Source organism: Dehalococcoidia bacterium (genome assembly GCA_040902535.1).
In the GTDB taxonomy this organism is placed as follows: Bacteria; Chloroflexota; Dehalococcoidia; order DSTF01; family JACRBR01; genus JBBDXD01.
The window spans coordinates 48,785-62,664 of record JBBDXD010000026.1; the positions used below are offsets into that span (position 1 = coordinate 48,785).

Annotated in this window: 16 protein-coding genes and 1 rRNA gene; 13 read left to right on the forward strand and 4 right to left on the reverse strand. The window is 64.6% G+C overall.

The genetic code is table 11. The features are described from left to right. Positions 1-747: 747 nt before the first annotated feature. The 4 genes from radC to WEB52_14685 all read left to right on the forward strand — a co-directional run bounded on the left by radC (position 748) and on the right by WEB52_14685 (position 3,640). A complete protein-coding gene (gene radC / locus WEB52_14670) occupies positions 748-1,461 on the forward strand; it encodes a DNA repair protein RadC (GenBank protein ID MEX2227679.1) in 714 nt (237 codons plus the stop codon). Then, complete coding sequence (locus WEB52_14675; protein MEX2227680.1) at positions 1,458-2,270, forward strand: Cof-type HAD-IIB family hydrolase; 813 nt, start codon at positions 1,458-1,460, stop codon at positions 2,268-2,270. The genes radC and WEB52_14675 overlap by 4 nt, the downstream gene beginning before the upstream one ends. Positions 2,271-2,598: 328 nt before the next feature. Beyond that, the gene (locus tag WEB52_14680; protein MEX2227681.1) at positions 2,599-2,850 is read left to right on the forward strand and encodes a hypothetical protein; all 252 of its coding nucleotides are present in this window, start codon (positions 2,599-2,601) and stop codon (positions 2,848-2,850) included. A 319-nt stretch (positions 2,851-3,169) separates the two neighbouring features. Next, positions 3,170-3,640 (forward strand): emp24/gp25L/p24 family protein, encoded by a 471-nt coding sequence (locus WEB52_14685; protein MEX2227682.1) that lies wholly within the window; start codon positions 3,170-3,172, stop codon positions 3,638-3,640. Between the two features lie 350 nt (positions 3,641-3,990). On the opposite strand, the gene WEB52_14690 is transcribed toward WEB52_14685, so the two are convergent. Both WEB52_14690 and WEB52_14695 read right to left on the reverse strand, forming a co-directional pair. Next, on the reverse strand, positions 3,991-4,725 hold the full coding sequence (locus WEB52_14690; protein MEX2227683.1) for an MBL fold metallo-hydrolase: 735 nt from the start codon (positions 4,723-4,725) through the stop codon (positions 3,991-3,993). Further along, positions 4,725-5,405 carry a CADD family putative folate metabolism protein gene (locus WEB52_14695; GenBank protein ID MEX2227684.1) on the reverse strand — a complete coding sequence of 227 codons (681 nt, stop codon included), beginning with the start codon at positions 5,403-5,405 and terminating at the stop codon, positions 4,725-4,727. The genes WEB52_14690 and WEB52_14695 overlap by 1 nt, the downstream gene beginning before the upstream one ends. On the opposite strand from WEB52_14695, the gene WEB52_14700 reads away from it, so the two are divergent. The 3 genes from WEB52_14700 to WEB52_14710 all read left to right on the forward strand — a co-directional run bounded on the left by WEB52_14700 (position 5,404) and on the right by WEB52_14710 (position 7,862). Then, positions 5,404-6,525: a restriction endonuclease gene (locus tag WEB52_14700; protein MEX2227685.1), complete on the forward strand. Its 1,122-nt coding sequence runs from the start codon at positions 5,404-5,406 to the stop codon at positions 6,523-6,525. The genes WEB52_14695 and WEB52_14700 overlap by 2 nt on opposite strands. Positions 6,526-6,635: 110 nt before the next feature. Then, positions 6,636-6,815, forward strand: coding sequence for a hypothetical protein (locus WEB52_14705; protein ID MEX2227686.1), 180 nt, complete (start codon positions 6,636-6,638; stop codon positions 6,813-6,815). Further along, on the forward strand, positions 6,816-7,862 hold the full coding sequence (locus WEB52_14710; protein ID MEX2227687.1) for a Vms1/Ankzf1 family peptidyl-tRNA hydrolase: 1,047 nt from the start codon (positions 6,816-6,818) through the stop codon (positions 7,860-7,862). 102 nt (positions 7,863-7,964) lie between these two features. Here the strand turns inward: WEB52_14710 and WEB52_14715 are convergent, their stop codons facing one another. Both WEB52_14715 and WEB52_14720 read right to left on the reverse strand, forming a co-directional pair. Beyond that, complete coding sequence (locus tag WEB52_14715) at positions 7,965-8,759, reverse strand: FxLYD domain-containing protein (protein ID MEX2227688.1); 795 nt, start codon at positions 8,757-8,759, stop codon at positions 7,965-7,967. A gap of 146 nt (positions 8,760-8,905) precedes the next feature. Next, a complete protein-coding gene (locus tag WEB52_14720; protein ID MEX2227689.1) occupies positions 8,906-9,298 on the reverse strand; it encodes a hotdog domain-containing protein in 393 nt (130 codons plus the stop codon). A gap of 223 nt (positions 9,299-9,521) precedes the next feature. Here WEB52_14720 and WEB52_14725 point away from each other — a divergent pair, with 223 nt between their 5' ends. The 6 genes from WEB52_14725 to WEB52_14750 all read left to right on the forward strand — a co-directional run. Further along, positions 9,522-9,842, forward strand: a complete 321-nt coding sequence (locus WEB52_14725; GenBank protein MEX2227690.1) for a 2Fe-2S iron-sulfur cluster-binding protein — start codon at positions 9,522-9,524, stop codon at positions 9,840-9,842. Between the two features lie 37 nt (positions 9,843-9,879). Beyond that, entirely contained in the window at positions 9,880-10,170 is a 291-nt protein-coding gene (locus tag WEB52_14730; protein ID MEX2227691.1) for a 4Fe-4S dicluster domain-containing protein, read from the forward strand. Positions 10,171-10,496: 326 nt separating this feature from the next. After that, entirely contained in the window at positions 10,497-10,889 is a 393-nt protein-coding gene (locus tag WEB52_14735) for a septum formation initiator family protein (protein MEX2227692.1), read from the forward strand. Between the two features lie 63 nt (positions 10,890-10,952). Then, complete coding sequence (locus WEB52_14740; GenBank protein MEX2227693.1) at positions 10,953-11,732, forward strand: class I SAM-dependent methyltransferase; 780 nt, start codon at positions 10,953-10,955, stop codon at positions 11,730-11,732. A gap of 21 nt (positions 11,733-11,753) precedes the next feature. Beyond that, positions 11,754-13,088 carry a tRNA lysidine(34) synthetase TilS gene (tilS, locus tag WEB52_14745; protein MEX2227694.1) on the forward strand — a complete coding sequence of 445 codons (1,335 nt, stop codon included), beginning with the start codon at positions 11,754-11,756 and terminating at the stop codon, positions 13,086-13,088. Between the two features lie 474 nt (positions 13,089-13,562). Beyond that, a 16S ribosomal RNA gene (locus WEB52_14750) occupies positions 13,563-13,880 on the forward strand; the annotation flags it as partial.

The following is a 13,880-nucleotide window of genomic DNA, read 5'->3' on the forward strand; positions in this document are numbered from 1 at the left end:
CATGGAGCAGCCGGGCTGTCGTGCTACGCGTGCGGCGCGGCGTCGTGCTGATGTTGGAGAGTGTCGCCGGGAGAGATTCTTCGCGGCGCTTCGCTTGCTCTGAATGACGGGGTGTGGGAACGTCCCGCCAGTCCGAGCGTTCGATGTCGTGATGGAATAGCCGGGGCGGCTGTTCTCCGCCTGCGGTGCGGGTGGGGCCGTGCTTGAGGTTGGAAAGTGTCGCCGCGAGGAGATTCTTCTCGGCGCTTCGCTTGCTCTGAATGACGGCAGGGGGCGGCGCGCCAGTCCGTTCGATGTCGCGACGGAACAGCCGGGGGCGGCTGTTCTCCACCTGCGGTGCGGGTGGGGCGGCGTGAGTGCGTGAGGACGGAACAGCCGGGGGCGGCTGTTCTCCACCTGCGGTGCGGGTGGGGCGTGCTTGATGTTGGAGAGTGTCGCCGCGAGGAGATTCTTCGCGGCGCTTCGCTTGCTCTGAATGACGGCAGGGGACGGCGCGCCAGGCCGAGCGTTCGATGTCGTGACGGAACAGCCGGGGGCGGCTGTTCTCCGCCTGCGGTGTGGGTGGTGCGGCGTGAGTGCGTGAGGACGGAATAGCCGGGGGCGGCTGTTCTCCGCGTGCGGTGTGGGTGGTGCGGCGTGAGTGCGTGAGGACGGAACAGCCGGGGGCGGCTGTTCTCCACCTGCGATGCGGGTGGGGGGTGATTGGCGGCTTTCCTGAGTGCGCGGGTGCTGATAGCGTTGTGAGCTATGGCTGAGGATGCGAACGGAAGCGCGCCATACACGCTGATCCGCGACCTGCCGGCGACGGACCGGCCGCGCGAGCGTCTGCGCGACTTCGGGGCGCATGCGCTCTCGGAGGCGGAGTTGCTCGCGATCTTGCTGCGCACGGGAAACGCCCGGGAGAGCGCGCTCGCGCAGGCGTCGCGGCTGCTGGCGCGCTATGGCGGCGTGTACGGACTGGTGCGGGCATCGTTCGCGGAGTTGTGCGCGGAGCATGGGCTCGGAGAGGCGAAGGCGTCTCAGATCAAGGCGTCGCTCGAACTCGGCGTTCGTGCGAGCCGAGAGCAGAACGAGCGCACGATCATCAAGTCGGCGAAGGACGTTGAAGATCTGCTGTGCACGGAGATGTCGCTGTTCGATCAGGAAGTCGTCAGGGTGCTCGTGCTCGACACGCGCAACCACGTGATCGCGACGAAGGACGTCTATCGGGGGAGCGTACACACCGCGCACATCCGCATCGCCGAGTTGCTGCGGGAGCCGATCCGGGCGAACGCATCGGCGGTGATCGTGGTACACAATCACCCGTCGGGCGACCCGACGCCTTCGGCCGCGGATATCTCAATGACGAAGATGCTGGTCGAGGCGGGCAAGCTGATGGACATTGACGTCTTCGACCACATGATCATGGCCGGTGGCAAGTCAGTCAGCCTGCGAGAGTTGGGACTGGGCTTCGCACCGTGACGGAGCGGAGGCGCGTGCGGCTCGTCGCGCTCGACCTCGACGGGACGCTGCTGACCCGTGGCAATACGGTGAGCGACGGCAACGCCGATGCTGTGCGGGAGGCCGTCGCGGCGGGCGTACACGTGGTGTTTGCGACGTCACGCTGGTACCTGCTGGCGAAGCGCACGGCCGACCTGCTCGGCGTCACGTCGCCGATCATCTGCCACAACGGCGCCATGATCCGCAGTCCTATCGATGATGCGCGGCTGCTGCAGCTTGATATTCCGGCCGATGCGGCAGTGGAGATCGCAGCGATCGCGGATGCGCAACGCTTCGAAGCGATGGTGACGGTCGACGACGTGACGTACATGATCACGAAGCGCGCCGACGTCGACCCGAAGCGGCTGCCCGGCGGCATGCAGCTCACCGATCGGCTGTCCGACCACGTGGGCGATGGGGCGGAGGGCTTTCTCGCGTTCGGGCAGGATGCCGTCGATGGCATGCGCGCGCAACTTGGCGATCGCTTCGACGGTGTGCTGAACGTAGCGTCGGGATACAGCGAGACGTTTCCGCCGTACGTGAACATCGTCCACGCGGCGGCGGACAAGGGACGCGCGCTGCATCTCGTCTGCGAGCACGTCGGCGTGCCGATCGGCGAGGCGATGGCCATCGGTGATGCGGCGCCAGACCTGGAGATGATGCGCGTGGCGGGCGTGAGCATGGCGATGGGCAACGCGCCGAATGACGTCAAGGCGCAGGTCGATGTGGTAGGTCCGAGCAACCTGGATGACGGCGTCGCGTGGGCGATCCGCGAGTTCGCGCTGGGCTGAGCCTTCGGCATTCCAGGCGCGACCTAACCCTGTGACCGAAACTGATCTCACCTGATCTTTCCGCGCGCCCGTGACGGATCCTTTACATGCCGTCTGCCATGCTCTGATCGTCGGAGGAGGCGGGGTGCCGTCTGCGGCATCGGAGCGGTTCTGGGCCGCGTTGACAGACGAGGCCAGGCGCCGAGGGCGGGATCGGAGACTTGACGTGATGCGCCGTCAGAAACCGCAGCGAGAACCGACTATGCAGATGCGGCGGCGAGAAGGCGCTCGCGATGTGCCCTCGCGGACGCCGGCCGTCGCCCCTGATGCAGTCCGAGAAGACGCCGAGATGCTGGGAATCAGAGGCTCGATCGATACGAGCGCCGTGGCGGTGCGGAACATGCACGCCGGGATGTACCGGCGGCTGCGCCGGCACATGGAACTGCACCGCAGCATTTTGACGGAGGAGGCGTGGAAGCTCCTGACGCGGGTAGCGTTCGCGCTCTACGTCGATAGCCTGGAGACGCTCGAGATGGAGCCGCTGCCGCGCGAGGCGACGGAGCCGGCGCGGAGTCTGCGGGTCCCGGCGCGGCGGCGGTAGGGATGCTGGATGCTGGATGCTGGGCCTACTCGTCGAGGGTCTTATCCGCAGATGGAGCAGATGGGGACGGATTTAGGATGGGTGGGCGGAGGTGATGCTCCGCAGCTACATTTTTCGGGGTGTTGTCGTAAGCTGCGGGTCCGCGGTTTCGGGTGAATGTCTCGGGGCCGGTTTGTCCGCAGATGGAGCAGATGGGGACAGATTGAAGGTGGAGTGGGCGGAGCTGAAGCTCCGCGGATACGTTTTTCGGGGGTGTTCGCGCTGCATCCCCTAAGGGAAGCACGTATGACGGCCGATCTTCCATGGAGGGGGTCGGCCTTTGCGCACGTTCCTGATTTCGACATTCGTGATGTTCGCGTTTGCGGGCGGGCTGGCGGCGAGCTGGTGGGCGATGAACCACTACCAGCCGGGTTCGATCGGCACGCCGGCGCATGCGGGCGCAGTCTCGAACGGGAAGCCCGAGGAGTGCACGAACGTTTCGTTCAACGTCGGGCCGCGGTCGAAGACGGAGCGGACAGTCATGCTTGAGACGGGTGAATTGCTGCGCGGCACGTTCGAGGCGAACGGCGGATTGGGGCGCGTCGATATTTTCCTGCGGGTGCGCAACCCGCAGAACGAGGAGATCCTGGCATCGCCGCGGGCAGCGACGTACGACTTCAACTTTCCGGCGCGGAATCGCGGGGAGTACGTGTTCATTTTCGACAACCGGTTTTCGCTGTTCACGTCGAAGGGCGTGGCGTTGTTCTATTGCATCGACAAGCCGGTGCGGGCGGCGCCGGTGGCGCCGTGAGGTGGGAGGCGGGAAGCGGGATGCGGGATGCGGGAAGCGGGAAGCGGGATGCGGGAAGCGGGAAGCGGGAAGCGGTTGGAGCACTGTAGCGACGCTGCCGCGACGTAAAGGCGGAGCGGATCTCGGCGTGGCGAAGCGGCTTTGGCGCTGAGCCGCGCGGGCTGAAGCCCAGCTTGATCCTTGATTGTGTGCATTGACGCGCACGGACGCAGCTAAAGCTACGTCCCTACGTTCCCGTGTTGGCGTCTTGTTGGCGAAGTCGTGGCTGTCGAGTTCCACGACGATCTCGCGAAAATGTTGTTCGCGGAATGCGGGCGGTCGATTTCCCAATGTTCCTGTGTCGAGTTCGGTCAGACGGTGATGGTCTTGAGGTCGTCGGCGACGAGGATGCCGGCGTCGAGGAGCGCTTGCGGGGTTTCGCCGCCGCCGATGTGCGTGAGGATGAATTTCGTATCGAGGCTGATGCGTTCTCGCAGTTCGAGGATGTTCTTGGGGTTGAGGTGGGGGCCGCAGTTCTCACCCCAGCATGAGCACTCGACGACGAAGACGTCGGCACCATCGGCGAGGGGCACGAGCGGCGGGCACATCACGGTATCGCCGGAGTAGGCGATGATGCCGTCGGGCGTGGTCACGCGATAGCCGAAGGCGCGCAGGTTGGGGACGTGCTCGACTTCGAACGCTTCGAACGAGCAGGATGCGATGGTTTTGCCCTTGCCGTGATTTGCCTCGATGAAGTCGAGGTGATAGCCGCGGTCCTTGCGGAAGACGTTGGAGAACGCGAGGTCCGTAACGGTCTGCATGCGCTTGGCGATGCCGGGCGGCCCGACGATCGTCAGGTCCGTGGACCTTGGCGCGAGTTCGGCGTACTCGAGGAGCAAAAACGGCAGGCCAAAGTAGTGGTCGCCGTGAAAGTGACTGATGAAGATGACCTCGATCGCGCCGGCGTCCTTGCCCAGCTTCTTGAGATGGGGAAGGAGCGTCGGCGGGGCGTCGAACAGGTAGCGGTCGTTCGCGAGGAACGAACTCCAGTAGCGCGTCGGTGCGAAGGCGTTGCCGGTGCCGATGAACGTGAGGTCAAGGGCCATCAGGCGGCGACGTACTCACGGTGGACGCCATCGAGGAAGCGCCACAGCGCGCCGGCGCACTCGCGCGCCGTGCCCAGCACCGCTTCGCGCTCCGCAGCATCGTCCGTGTGCCGCCGCACCATGCCGGCGCCGACTTCTGCGTGGATCTCGTCGGCGCCGATGTGTACCTCGAAGAATTGCAGGCTGCGCTCATCTTCGATGCCGTAGAACTGCTTGAGGCCAGCGATCTTCGTCTTCGCGACTTCGGGGACCTGCGACTCGTACACGTAGAGCGCCGCGCAGGCCTCGGCGAAGGAGCGGTTCATCGTGGCATCGCGAAACGTGCCGACGAGGCTCGTGGTTTCGGCGAGCGGCGCCGACGTCTTGATGGCATCGCGATCGGCGCCGACGCCTTCGCCGAAGCGAAGCCAGAGTTCTGGGTGGTTCTCATCGCCGCGCTCTTCTTCGATGAGGTTTTCGAGCAGCTCCTGGCGGTCGGGCTGATTCGGACAGATGGCGTGGGCGGCGCTCACGTATTGCGGGAAGGCGAGCACGTGGTGCCAGTACTGGGAGGCGTAGCCGCGCAGGTGGTCGAGCGTGAGATCGCCTTGCTGCCAGGCCTGGTAGAAGGGGTGCTTGAGCAGGTTGCGCTCTTCGATGATCTCGCGGATTTCGTCGATGATATCTGCGGTGGCGACCATGGCGTCCTCTTTCGTTCGTCGTGGCTTCCCGGACAGGGGTGTTATAGGGGAAATCCTCGCTTGGCACGAGGCAGTGCCAAACGCCGAACGACTGCGCCTGCCCCATCATTTGATCGTACAATTGGCACCAACTGAAATGACGAACAACCCGACAACACCCGAAGCTGACCCTGCATTCCACTACCCGCCCGACCTACTCAACCTCCTGGTTGACGCTATTCGGCGTCTCTGCCGTTCCAAGTCCGACGTCTTGGTCTTCTTCAGCGGAGCTGGAACTCCGACTTCTCTGACCGTCGATCTCGCCGCCCAAGTCGCTACGGATAAGGACAGCATCTCGAAGGCTGAGATAGCCCGAATGATCCTCACACGACTCAACGCGAAGGGAGATGTGTTTCTGAGGCAGCGCCGGGAAATCTTGAAGCGCGTGACTCAATGGGAAGACTTCTCGACCTGCTGGGAGACCGACCGATTGGAAGCGATGGGACTTGTCAGCAGCGTCAGACGGGTTGTCAATGTGCACGACTCATTCACTCGAATCAATATAGAACGGGAGCAGGAACAAAGGGCGCGTCGGGCCGAACAGCGCATTCGACAGGAGCAAGCCGAGGCTCGGCTTGTGGCTCTCCGCGAAACATCCCGAGATTTGGCCGCACTCTTCCGGATAGATGATGCGCACAAGCGCGGAAAGGACCTTGAAGGCGTCCTAAATCGTCTCTTCAAACACAGCGGAGTCCTCGTGCGAGAGGCTTTCACGCTGCGCGGGTGGAACGCCGAAGGCGTAATCGAGCAAATCGATGGCGTGGTTGAAATCGACGGTGAGATTTACTTGGTGGAAATGAAGTGGCTGAACCATCGCGTCGACAAGGCTGATGTTTCTGAGCAACTGGTGAGGGTTTTCAGTCGCAGCGATGCGCGCGGATTGATTATTTCAGCTTCGGGATTCACGGATCCGGCGATTACGACCTGTCGCGAAGCACTTCATAACCGCGTTGTCGTGCTGTGTGAGCTGGACGAGCTAGTTCATGTATTGGAAGCCGAGCGCGACGTTAGGGAGTTGCTGAAATCTAAAGTCAACGCCGCGATATTGGACAAGAATCCGCTTCATCGACCGCTCGTGTGATTGCCGCCCCTCAAACGATTCGTCGTATTTGCAAGCCTTCGATTCGGCCTTGTTGCAGTCGCGTGAGCACGGTCTCGATACCGTAGGTCGAGAAGATAGCGGAGGTTGGCATGGGCGGGAAGCTCCCGATCGACCGGGCACGTGAGTCGCAGCATGACCCGCGACAGCTCGAAGAGCAGAAGCAGAAGCTCGCGGAGAAGGAAGCGAAGTTGCAGCGCAAGGCGCGCGAGTATGACGACGAAACGCCGGCCGACGAGGGCGCGCGGCCGCCGGATGAGGACGAAGCGTAGATGAACGATCTGATCCACAAGCTTGCGGAGGTGGACGCGGGCGCGCTGCCATTTCTGAGCATCTACCTGGACGTGCGGCCGGAGGCGACTGGACAGAAGCCGCAACTACGAGAGGGCCTGCTGGTGTTGGAAGATCGGCTGCGGGAGATCCGCCGCACCTTCTTGCCGCGGGGTGAGGATCTCGACTCGTTCGACGCGGACGCGGCGAGCATCAACAGGTTCGTCGAAGAGGAGATGCAGGCATCGACGGAGGGGGTGGCGATCTTCGCGTGCAACGGGCTGGGCGTGTGGGAGGCCGTCGAGGTGGGGACGCCGTTCGAGATCCAGGTGACGGTGGCGTCGCGGGCGGACCTGTACCAGTTGGCGAAGTTGGAAGATGAGTTCGAGCGCGCGGTCGTCGGCGTGATCGACACGAATACGGCGCGGCTCTACGCGTACGAGTACGGCGCGCTCGTCGAAGCGGGCGGACCGGACGATGATCCGGTGCACTATCGGAAGCGCGCCACGGGCGGCTGGTCGCAGGCACGGTATCAGCGGCACATCGACAAGCACCGCAAAGACTTCACGGAAGAGATCGTGCAGGCGATCGACGACCTGGTGGCGCGCGAGGACGCGCATCATGTCGTGCTCGCGGGAGACGAAGTCGTGATGTCGCACCTGAACCGTGCGATGCCGAAGCGGCTCGCGGAGAAGGTGACGGGCGTGTTCCAGGCGGACATCCGGGCGAACGTGAACGAGATCGCGGCGGAAGTGGCGCCGATCATGGAACAGGCGGAGCGCGAGTCGGGGATGTCGGCCGTCGAGCGGCTCGTGGGGGAGGTGCGGCGCGGCGGGCTGGGTATTGCGGGCGTAGCAGCGACAGGGCGCGCGCTCGAGAACGGGCAGGTGGACACGCTGGTGATCGACGAGCAGACGTTGGGCCCTACGGAGCGCAAGGAGATGGTGCGGCTCGCGGCCACCACGGCGGCGGAGGTCGAGGTGGTTCAAGACGCCGCTCCGCTGGCGGAGATGGAGGGCGTGGGGGCATTGCTGCGCTATCGCCTGTAGCGAGCGGCGCCGGCAATGGTGCAGCGAGTACAGAGGCGGATACAACACGAAGGGCGGCCTGTGTGGCCGCCCCTCGTTGCGCGTACGGATTGTGCTGGCCGCTTAGCAGGCCGCCGGGTTCGGCGTCTTCGTCGCGGTCGCGGTTACCGGCGTCGAGGTGTTCGTCGCCGTCGCCGTGGCGGTCGAAGTGCCGGTGGGCGTGGCGGTGTTCGCCGTGCACGCGTCGACGTCTTCGGCCTGGGATACGGGCTTCGTGAACTGGTCGTTCTCATCGGCGTTGACGGCGTCGGCGACGACGAGGACGCGGTCGCTGTCGTCGTCGTCGTCGGTCACGCCGACCGTGACGCTGAAGCTTTGCGAATCATCGGAGTCGAGGTCGAACTCGTCCTCCAGCACGACGATGACGACGTCGTCCTGGTCGTTGAAGATGACGATGCAGACGATGACATCTTCGTAGTCGTCGTTACCGTCGTTCTTGACGGTGCCCGTGACGCGGACGTCGTCGCCGTCGCGGACCGCGACGACGTTCGAGATCTCGAGGTCGCTGGCGAGCGCGATGCCGAGCTTGAGGCCGCTATCGATGATCATGCGGCTGAGGACGACATCGACGTCATCCGGGTCGACGCCGCTGTCGGCGGAGTAGTAGTTGGACGCGTTCGCCTGCATGGTGCGCGAGCACTGGGTGGCGTTCTTGGTGTTGATGACCTCGCCGTCGTCATCGATGAAGCCGACGAGGAAGCGGTGGTTGAGCATGTTGAGCGTGGTTTCGTTGCGCATCTCCGCGCCGTAGACGAGGTCGCCATCGATCTCGGTCTCGCCGACGTTGCGAATGACACAGGTGGCCGCGAACGCCGAGAGTCCGGCGAGCACGAACACGAGTACTGCAAGCTTCTTCATGTCGCTGAGTGTTCCCTCCTGGTGATGTATCGCGGGCCGACCGGCCCGCATGGGGTGGATGAATGCCGTTCAGACGTGAAACGCACGAATGCGGTCAAAGGTTAACCGCGGGAGAGCGCAATGTCCCAAACATAGACGCATACGCTCTACTGCTGGTTTTGAGCGGCCGCGAAGCGACCGACATCGATGACGGCGCGCTCGTGGACGCCTTCGCCGATTTTCACACCGTCCTCGTTGTGCACCTCGAAATCAAAGATGCAGCGCCGCCCGTTGACTTCGCGGAGCTGCACCTTCGAGGTGACCTGCTTGCCGACGACCGTGGGCGCAAGGTGCTTCACATCGACCCGGAAGCCCACGGACTGCTCCCCCGGTTCGACGTAGCGGCTGATCAGCCGCACGCAGGTGCCTTCGATGAGCTGGACCATCGAAGGCGTCGAGTACATCGACGGGACGTCCGGTCCCAGGTGCGTGATGCCCATCTCGGGGGTCGTCGTGATGGTCATCTCGTCGGAGATACCGGGGACGAACGCAGGTTTCATGGGCGGCTCCTTTCGCGGCACCCTGCCGGGGCGGATGTTATCACATGCGATCTTGTCGAGGGACGTTGGAGGTACGAGGATTGTTCCCGGGGCAGCGCGTTTTTCACAATTTAGGTTGTGCTAAGCTAAGGCGATTTGCGGTTGTCATTCGTCGGGAGCGCGTTGCGGACGGCATTACCATGACTGCGCAGCGCGCGGACCTTGTGCCGCGGGAGGCAACGCGATGACGCGCATCCGCATCCTCCCGCTGGACATCGAGATCGAGGCTGATCGCGACGAGACGGTGATGGGGGCGGCGCAGCGGGCCGGCTATTACTGGCCGACGACGTGCGGAGGCGAGGGGCGGTGCACGACGTGCGCCTGCGAAGTCACCGAAGGATTGGAGTCGCTGACGGCGATGGGCCGGGCGGAGCAGCGGTCGCTGGTGTACGAGCGCGGCGAGAGCGTATTGCGGACGCCGACGCGGCTGGCATGCCAGGCGCGGGTGGCAGGCGAGGGCGCGGTCGTGGTGAGGAAGCCCGGCGTGCGGAGGCCATCGGAGTAGGCGCGTCGATCCCGTGGGATCGCGGCGGAGGGTTGCCATGACGTACGTCATCACCGAGCCGTGTATCGGCACGAAGGACGCGTCCTGCGTAGACGTCTGCCCCGTCGACTGCATCTACACGCGCGACGAGGACCAGCAGTACTACATCGACCCGGACACGTGCATCGACTGCGCGGCCTGTGAGACGGTGTGCCCGGTGACGGCGATCTTCTTTGAAGAGGACGTGCCGGCGGACTGGAAGCAGTACACGCAGATCAACAAGGACTTCTTCAAGGATGTGCCGGCGGAGGAGCGGACGTTCCGGCCGCGGACGGAGCGGACGAGCTAGGGCGGGCGGTCTGTCAGTCGATCAGTCTGTCAGTCGGGGGTGATGGAACCACAGAGGCACAGAGGTTGTTTGTAGAGCGCGGGCTTTCAGCCCGCGTTCTTGTGTTGCGGCCTTGTTGTCGCGATGGGTGATCGGCGTGCGTCGGGATGATGACGGTGGCGTAATCGACGGGACAGGCGAGGGCGCCTGTCCTCCACCTGCGGTGCGGCCGCGTCGAATTGGTGCGACATAACATCGCTTGAGTTACGGATCATAACTAGACACGTGATCTGCGCGCGTGTATGGTGGCTGCGGGCGGCGGGATTCATCTGGAGGGCGCATCTAGCGTGCCAGGGTTCTCGCGTCTGCAACTCCTTCCCGCGGTCATCGGCGCCGCGATCATTGTGATTGTCTACCTGGTGTTCACGACGGGCAACTACGTTGTCCACTACTACCAGTTGCGCAGCGACGAGCGTGAGCTGCGCCAGGAGATCGTCGATCTCGGCGCCGAGCAGGAGCAACTGACTGCGGTGCGCGACTACCTGGAGTCCGACGAGTACGTCGAGGAGGTGGCGCGCCGGACGCTGGGGCTAGTGCGGCCGGGCGAGACGCTGGTGATCGTCTCGGGCACGGATGCGTTGCCGTCGGCGACGCCCGCGGCGACGGCGGTTGCCGGTGCGGTACACGACGAGGACTGGTGGAAGGCGTTGTTCGTGCCGACGGCGACTGCGTCGCCGTAGTTGTCAGTTTTCAGTTGTCAGTCCTAAGCGTTGTTGGGTCACCGGTTGTGCCGAGCGTTTTTCATGAGTGACGATGTGCGTGCGCAGAACGAGGCATCGCGCGGCGCGTGGGACGCGAACGCTGCGTTCTGGGACGATCGCATGGGCGACGGGAACCGGCTCGTCGAGACGGCGCTGTGGCCGGTTACGGAGCGGCTGCTGGCGCCGCAAGCCGGCGAGCGCATACTCGACGCGGCGTGCGGCAACGGGTTGTACGCACGGCGGCTGTCGGCGCTCGGGGCATCGGTCGTTGCATTCGACTTCGTCGCGTCGCTCGTAGAGCGCGCGGCGGAGCGTGGCGCTCCGGCGCCCGGCTCGATTGCGTATCACGTCGTTGATGCAACCGACGCTTCGGCGATCGTGTCGCTGGGTAACGCCGGATCGTTCGATGGCGCCCTGTGCGCGATGGCATTGATGGACATGCCGGTCATCGAACCGCTGATGCGCGCGGTACACACGTTGCTACGGCCGGGTGGACGCTTCGTCTGGTCGATCATGCATCCCGCGTTCAATCAATCGCGCGCGATGGAGGCGATCGACGAGGGGCAACAAGGCGCGGTGGTCATGAAGGTGTCGGGCTATCTGACATCGATCGTAAGTAGCGGACAGGCGATCGTTGGCCAGCCGCGCGAGCAGCCGTACTTTGAGCGCCCGATCTCGGCATACGTGACGGCTGCCGTGGACGCCGGCTTCGTCATCGATGCGATGGAGGAGCGATCGCCAAGCGGTAGTGCGAACGCGGGGCGGGACAGGCTCGAGGCTGAGTTCCCGATGGTGCTCATCGTGCGGATGCGGCGATTGTAGCCGCGACCCTATCATGTGACCGTGAACATTGCACTGATCGAGCAGCGGTTCATCGCGTATTGGCGCGAACGGGCGTTGGGCTTCGAGGACGCGACGCTTGTGGTCGCGATTTCGGGCGGCGGCGATTCGTGCGCGCTGCTCGCGTTGGTGTGCGAAACGCAGATCGTGCCGCGCGACCGCGTCGTGGCGGCATATTTCGACCATCGGCTGCGCGGCGAAGATGCGTCGCGCGAGGAGCGTCGGGCGGTCGAGGCGCTGTGCGACCGCTACGGCGTGCGGATGGAGACGGGAGCGTGGCTGGCGCCGGCGCGGTCGGAGGCAGCGGCGCGTGAGGCGCGCTACGCGTTCCTGGCGGATGTCGCGCGAAGGCACGGAGCGGAGGGCGTGGCGACGGGGCACACGTCGGACGACCAGGTGGAGACGGTGCTGATGCACGCGTTGCGCGGCGCAGGGCTGTACGGGCTTGCGGGGATGGCGGCGTCGTCGCTCTGGCCGTTTGCGGCGCAGGGAGGACCGCGGCTCGTGCGCCCGCTGCTTGCGCTGACACGCGGGGATACGCGTGCATATTGCGACGCGCGCGGCTTCGTGTACGTCGACGATGCGTCGAATGCGGACCGGGCGTTTCTGCGGAACCGCGTGCGCAACGAGTTGCTGCCGGCGATCGATGCCGTGGCGCCGGGCGGGCGTCATGGGATCCTGCGGTGGTCAGACGATGCGCGGGCCGGCGTTGAGGCGATTGGCTCCGTGGTCGACGCGCTCGTGATGGATGACGGCGAGGGCTGCGTGCAGTTGTCGCGCGCGGCGATGCGCGCCGTTCCATCGGGGCTGGCGCCGCACGTGTATCGGCGCGCGCTTGTCCGGCTGCTGGGCGACGCGCGTGACTTCGGGCGCCGTCATTACGGGATCCTGGCACGCGCGCACGACGCATCGACGGGGTCGGTGTTCGAGCTGCCGCGGGGCGTCGTCGCGACGGTCGATGCGGACATCGTCGTGCTGTCGGTCGGTGCGCTGAAGGCGGCGTGCATCGACGCCGGCGCGGAGTACGCGTTGCCGTTCGCAGGGACAGTGGGCGGGTGGCGGATCGATGTGACAGCTGCCGACGGCGAGGAGGCGTTACGCCTGCCGGCGGGCGCGGTGGTGCGGGGGCGGCGGCCGGGCGATCGCATGCAGCCGCGTGGTATGCGCGGGCACAAGAAGTTGCAGGACTACTACATCGACCGGAAGGTGCCGCGACGCGAGCGCGATGCGGCGCCGGTGATCGCGGTCGGCGGCGACGTATTGTGGACGCCGTTCGGGGGGGCGTCGGCGTGCGGCGAGGGGTTGTGGTACACAGTGCTGGGGGTGCGTGCGGATTGACGTTTCGGCGCGAAGTCGCTATACATCGCTAGTTAGCTGCTGGTGGCCGATGCGATGGCTGCGGGAGCGGCGCGGCGAATGTTTGTGGCTGCTTGAAACTTGACTTCGCAGGGGGATTGTCGATAGTATCGGACTGACGAACGAGTGACTGGGTAACGAGAGAGACCCGATGTCCGGTGGCCCGTCGATTAAGACGGGTCTTTCCTACGCCGGACGGGCGACGCGAAACGCCCCCACTGCACGTCGTGTGCGGTGCGCAGCGAATCAGTCGTAGCGCCTTTCCAAGTCAACACGAGAGCGAACGGGATCGTTGTGCGACGCGCAATGCGTTTGACACTGCGCCGAAGTGCTCGATAGACTCTCTCGCCGTGTCGCAGGGCGGCGCGGGCACCTTAACAATTGGATAGCGGTAAGAAGAACGCGTGTGAGGGTTCTCCGTAAGAACTTGGGCTCGCGCAAGCGAGTGTTGAGGAATTGTCGGAGAGTTTGATCCTGGCTCAGGATAAACGCTGGCGGCGTGCCTTATGCATGCAAGTCGTACGAGGTCAGGGCTTCGGCCCGAAGCCTAGTGGCGAACGGGTGAGTAACACGTACGTGACCTGTCCAGAAGTGGGGAATAACCAGCCGAAAGGTTGGCTAATACCGCATACGGTCACCGCTTGAAAGCGGATGACGAAAGCCGCAAGGCGCTTTTGGAGGGACGTGCGGCCGATTAGCTAGTTGGTGTGGTAACGGCGCACCAAGGCGATGATCGGTAGCTGGTCTGAGAGGATGGTCAGCCACACTGGGACT

Bases quoted from the DNA above. Each gene is read 5' to 3' on its own strand.
- WEB52_14690 (MEX2227683.1), bottom strand. From the start codon at position 4,725: ATGGCCCTTGACCTCACGTTCATCGGCACCGGCAACGCCTTCGCACCG.
- WEB52_14700 (MEX2227685.1), top strand. From the start codon at position 5,404: ATGGCGTCCTCTTTCGTTCGTCGTGGCTTCCCGGACAGGGGTGTTATA.
- WEB52_14730 (MEX2227691.1), top strand. From the start codon at position 9,880: ATGACGTACGTCATCACCGAGCCGTGTATCGGCACGAAGGACGCGTCC.
- WEB52_14680 (MEX2227681.1), top strand. From the start codon at position 2,599: ATGCTGGGAATCAGAGGCTCGATCGATACGAGCGCCGTGGCGGTGCGG.
- WEB52_14710 (MEX2227687.1), top strand. From the start codon at position 6,816: ATGAACGATCTGATCCACAAGCTTGCGGAGGTGGACGCGGGCGCGCTG.
- WEB52_14740 (MEX2227693.1), top strand. From the start codon at position 10,953: ATGAGTGACGATGTGCGTGCGCAGAACGAGGCATCGCGCGGCGCGTGG.
- WEB52_14720 (MEX2227689.1), bottom strand. From the start codon at position 9,298: ATGAAACCTGCGTTCGTCCCCGGTATCTCCGACGAGATGACCATCACG.
- radC (MEX2227679.1), top strand. From the start codon at position 748: ATGGCTGAGGATGCGAACGGAAGCGCGCCATACACGCTGATCCGCGAC.
- WEB52_14695 (MEX2227684.1), bottom strand. From the start codon at position 5,405: ATGGTCGCCACCGCAGATATCATCGACGAAATCCGCGAGATCATCGAA.
- WEB52_14725 (MEX2227690.1), top strand. From the start codon at position 9,522: ATGACGCGCATCCGCATCCTCCCGCTGGACATCGAGATCGAGGCTGAT.
- WEB52_14705 (MEX2227686.1), top strand. From the start codon at position 6,636: ATGGGCGGGAAGCTCCCGATCGACCGGGCACGTGAGTCGCAGCATGAC.
- WEB52_14715 (MEX2227688.1), bottom strand. From the start codon at position 8,759: ATGAAGAAGCTTGCAGTACTCGTGTTCGTGCTCGCCGGACTCTCGGCG.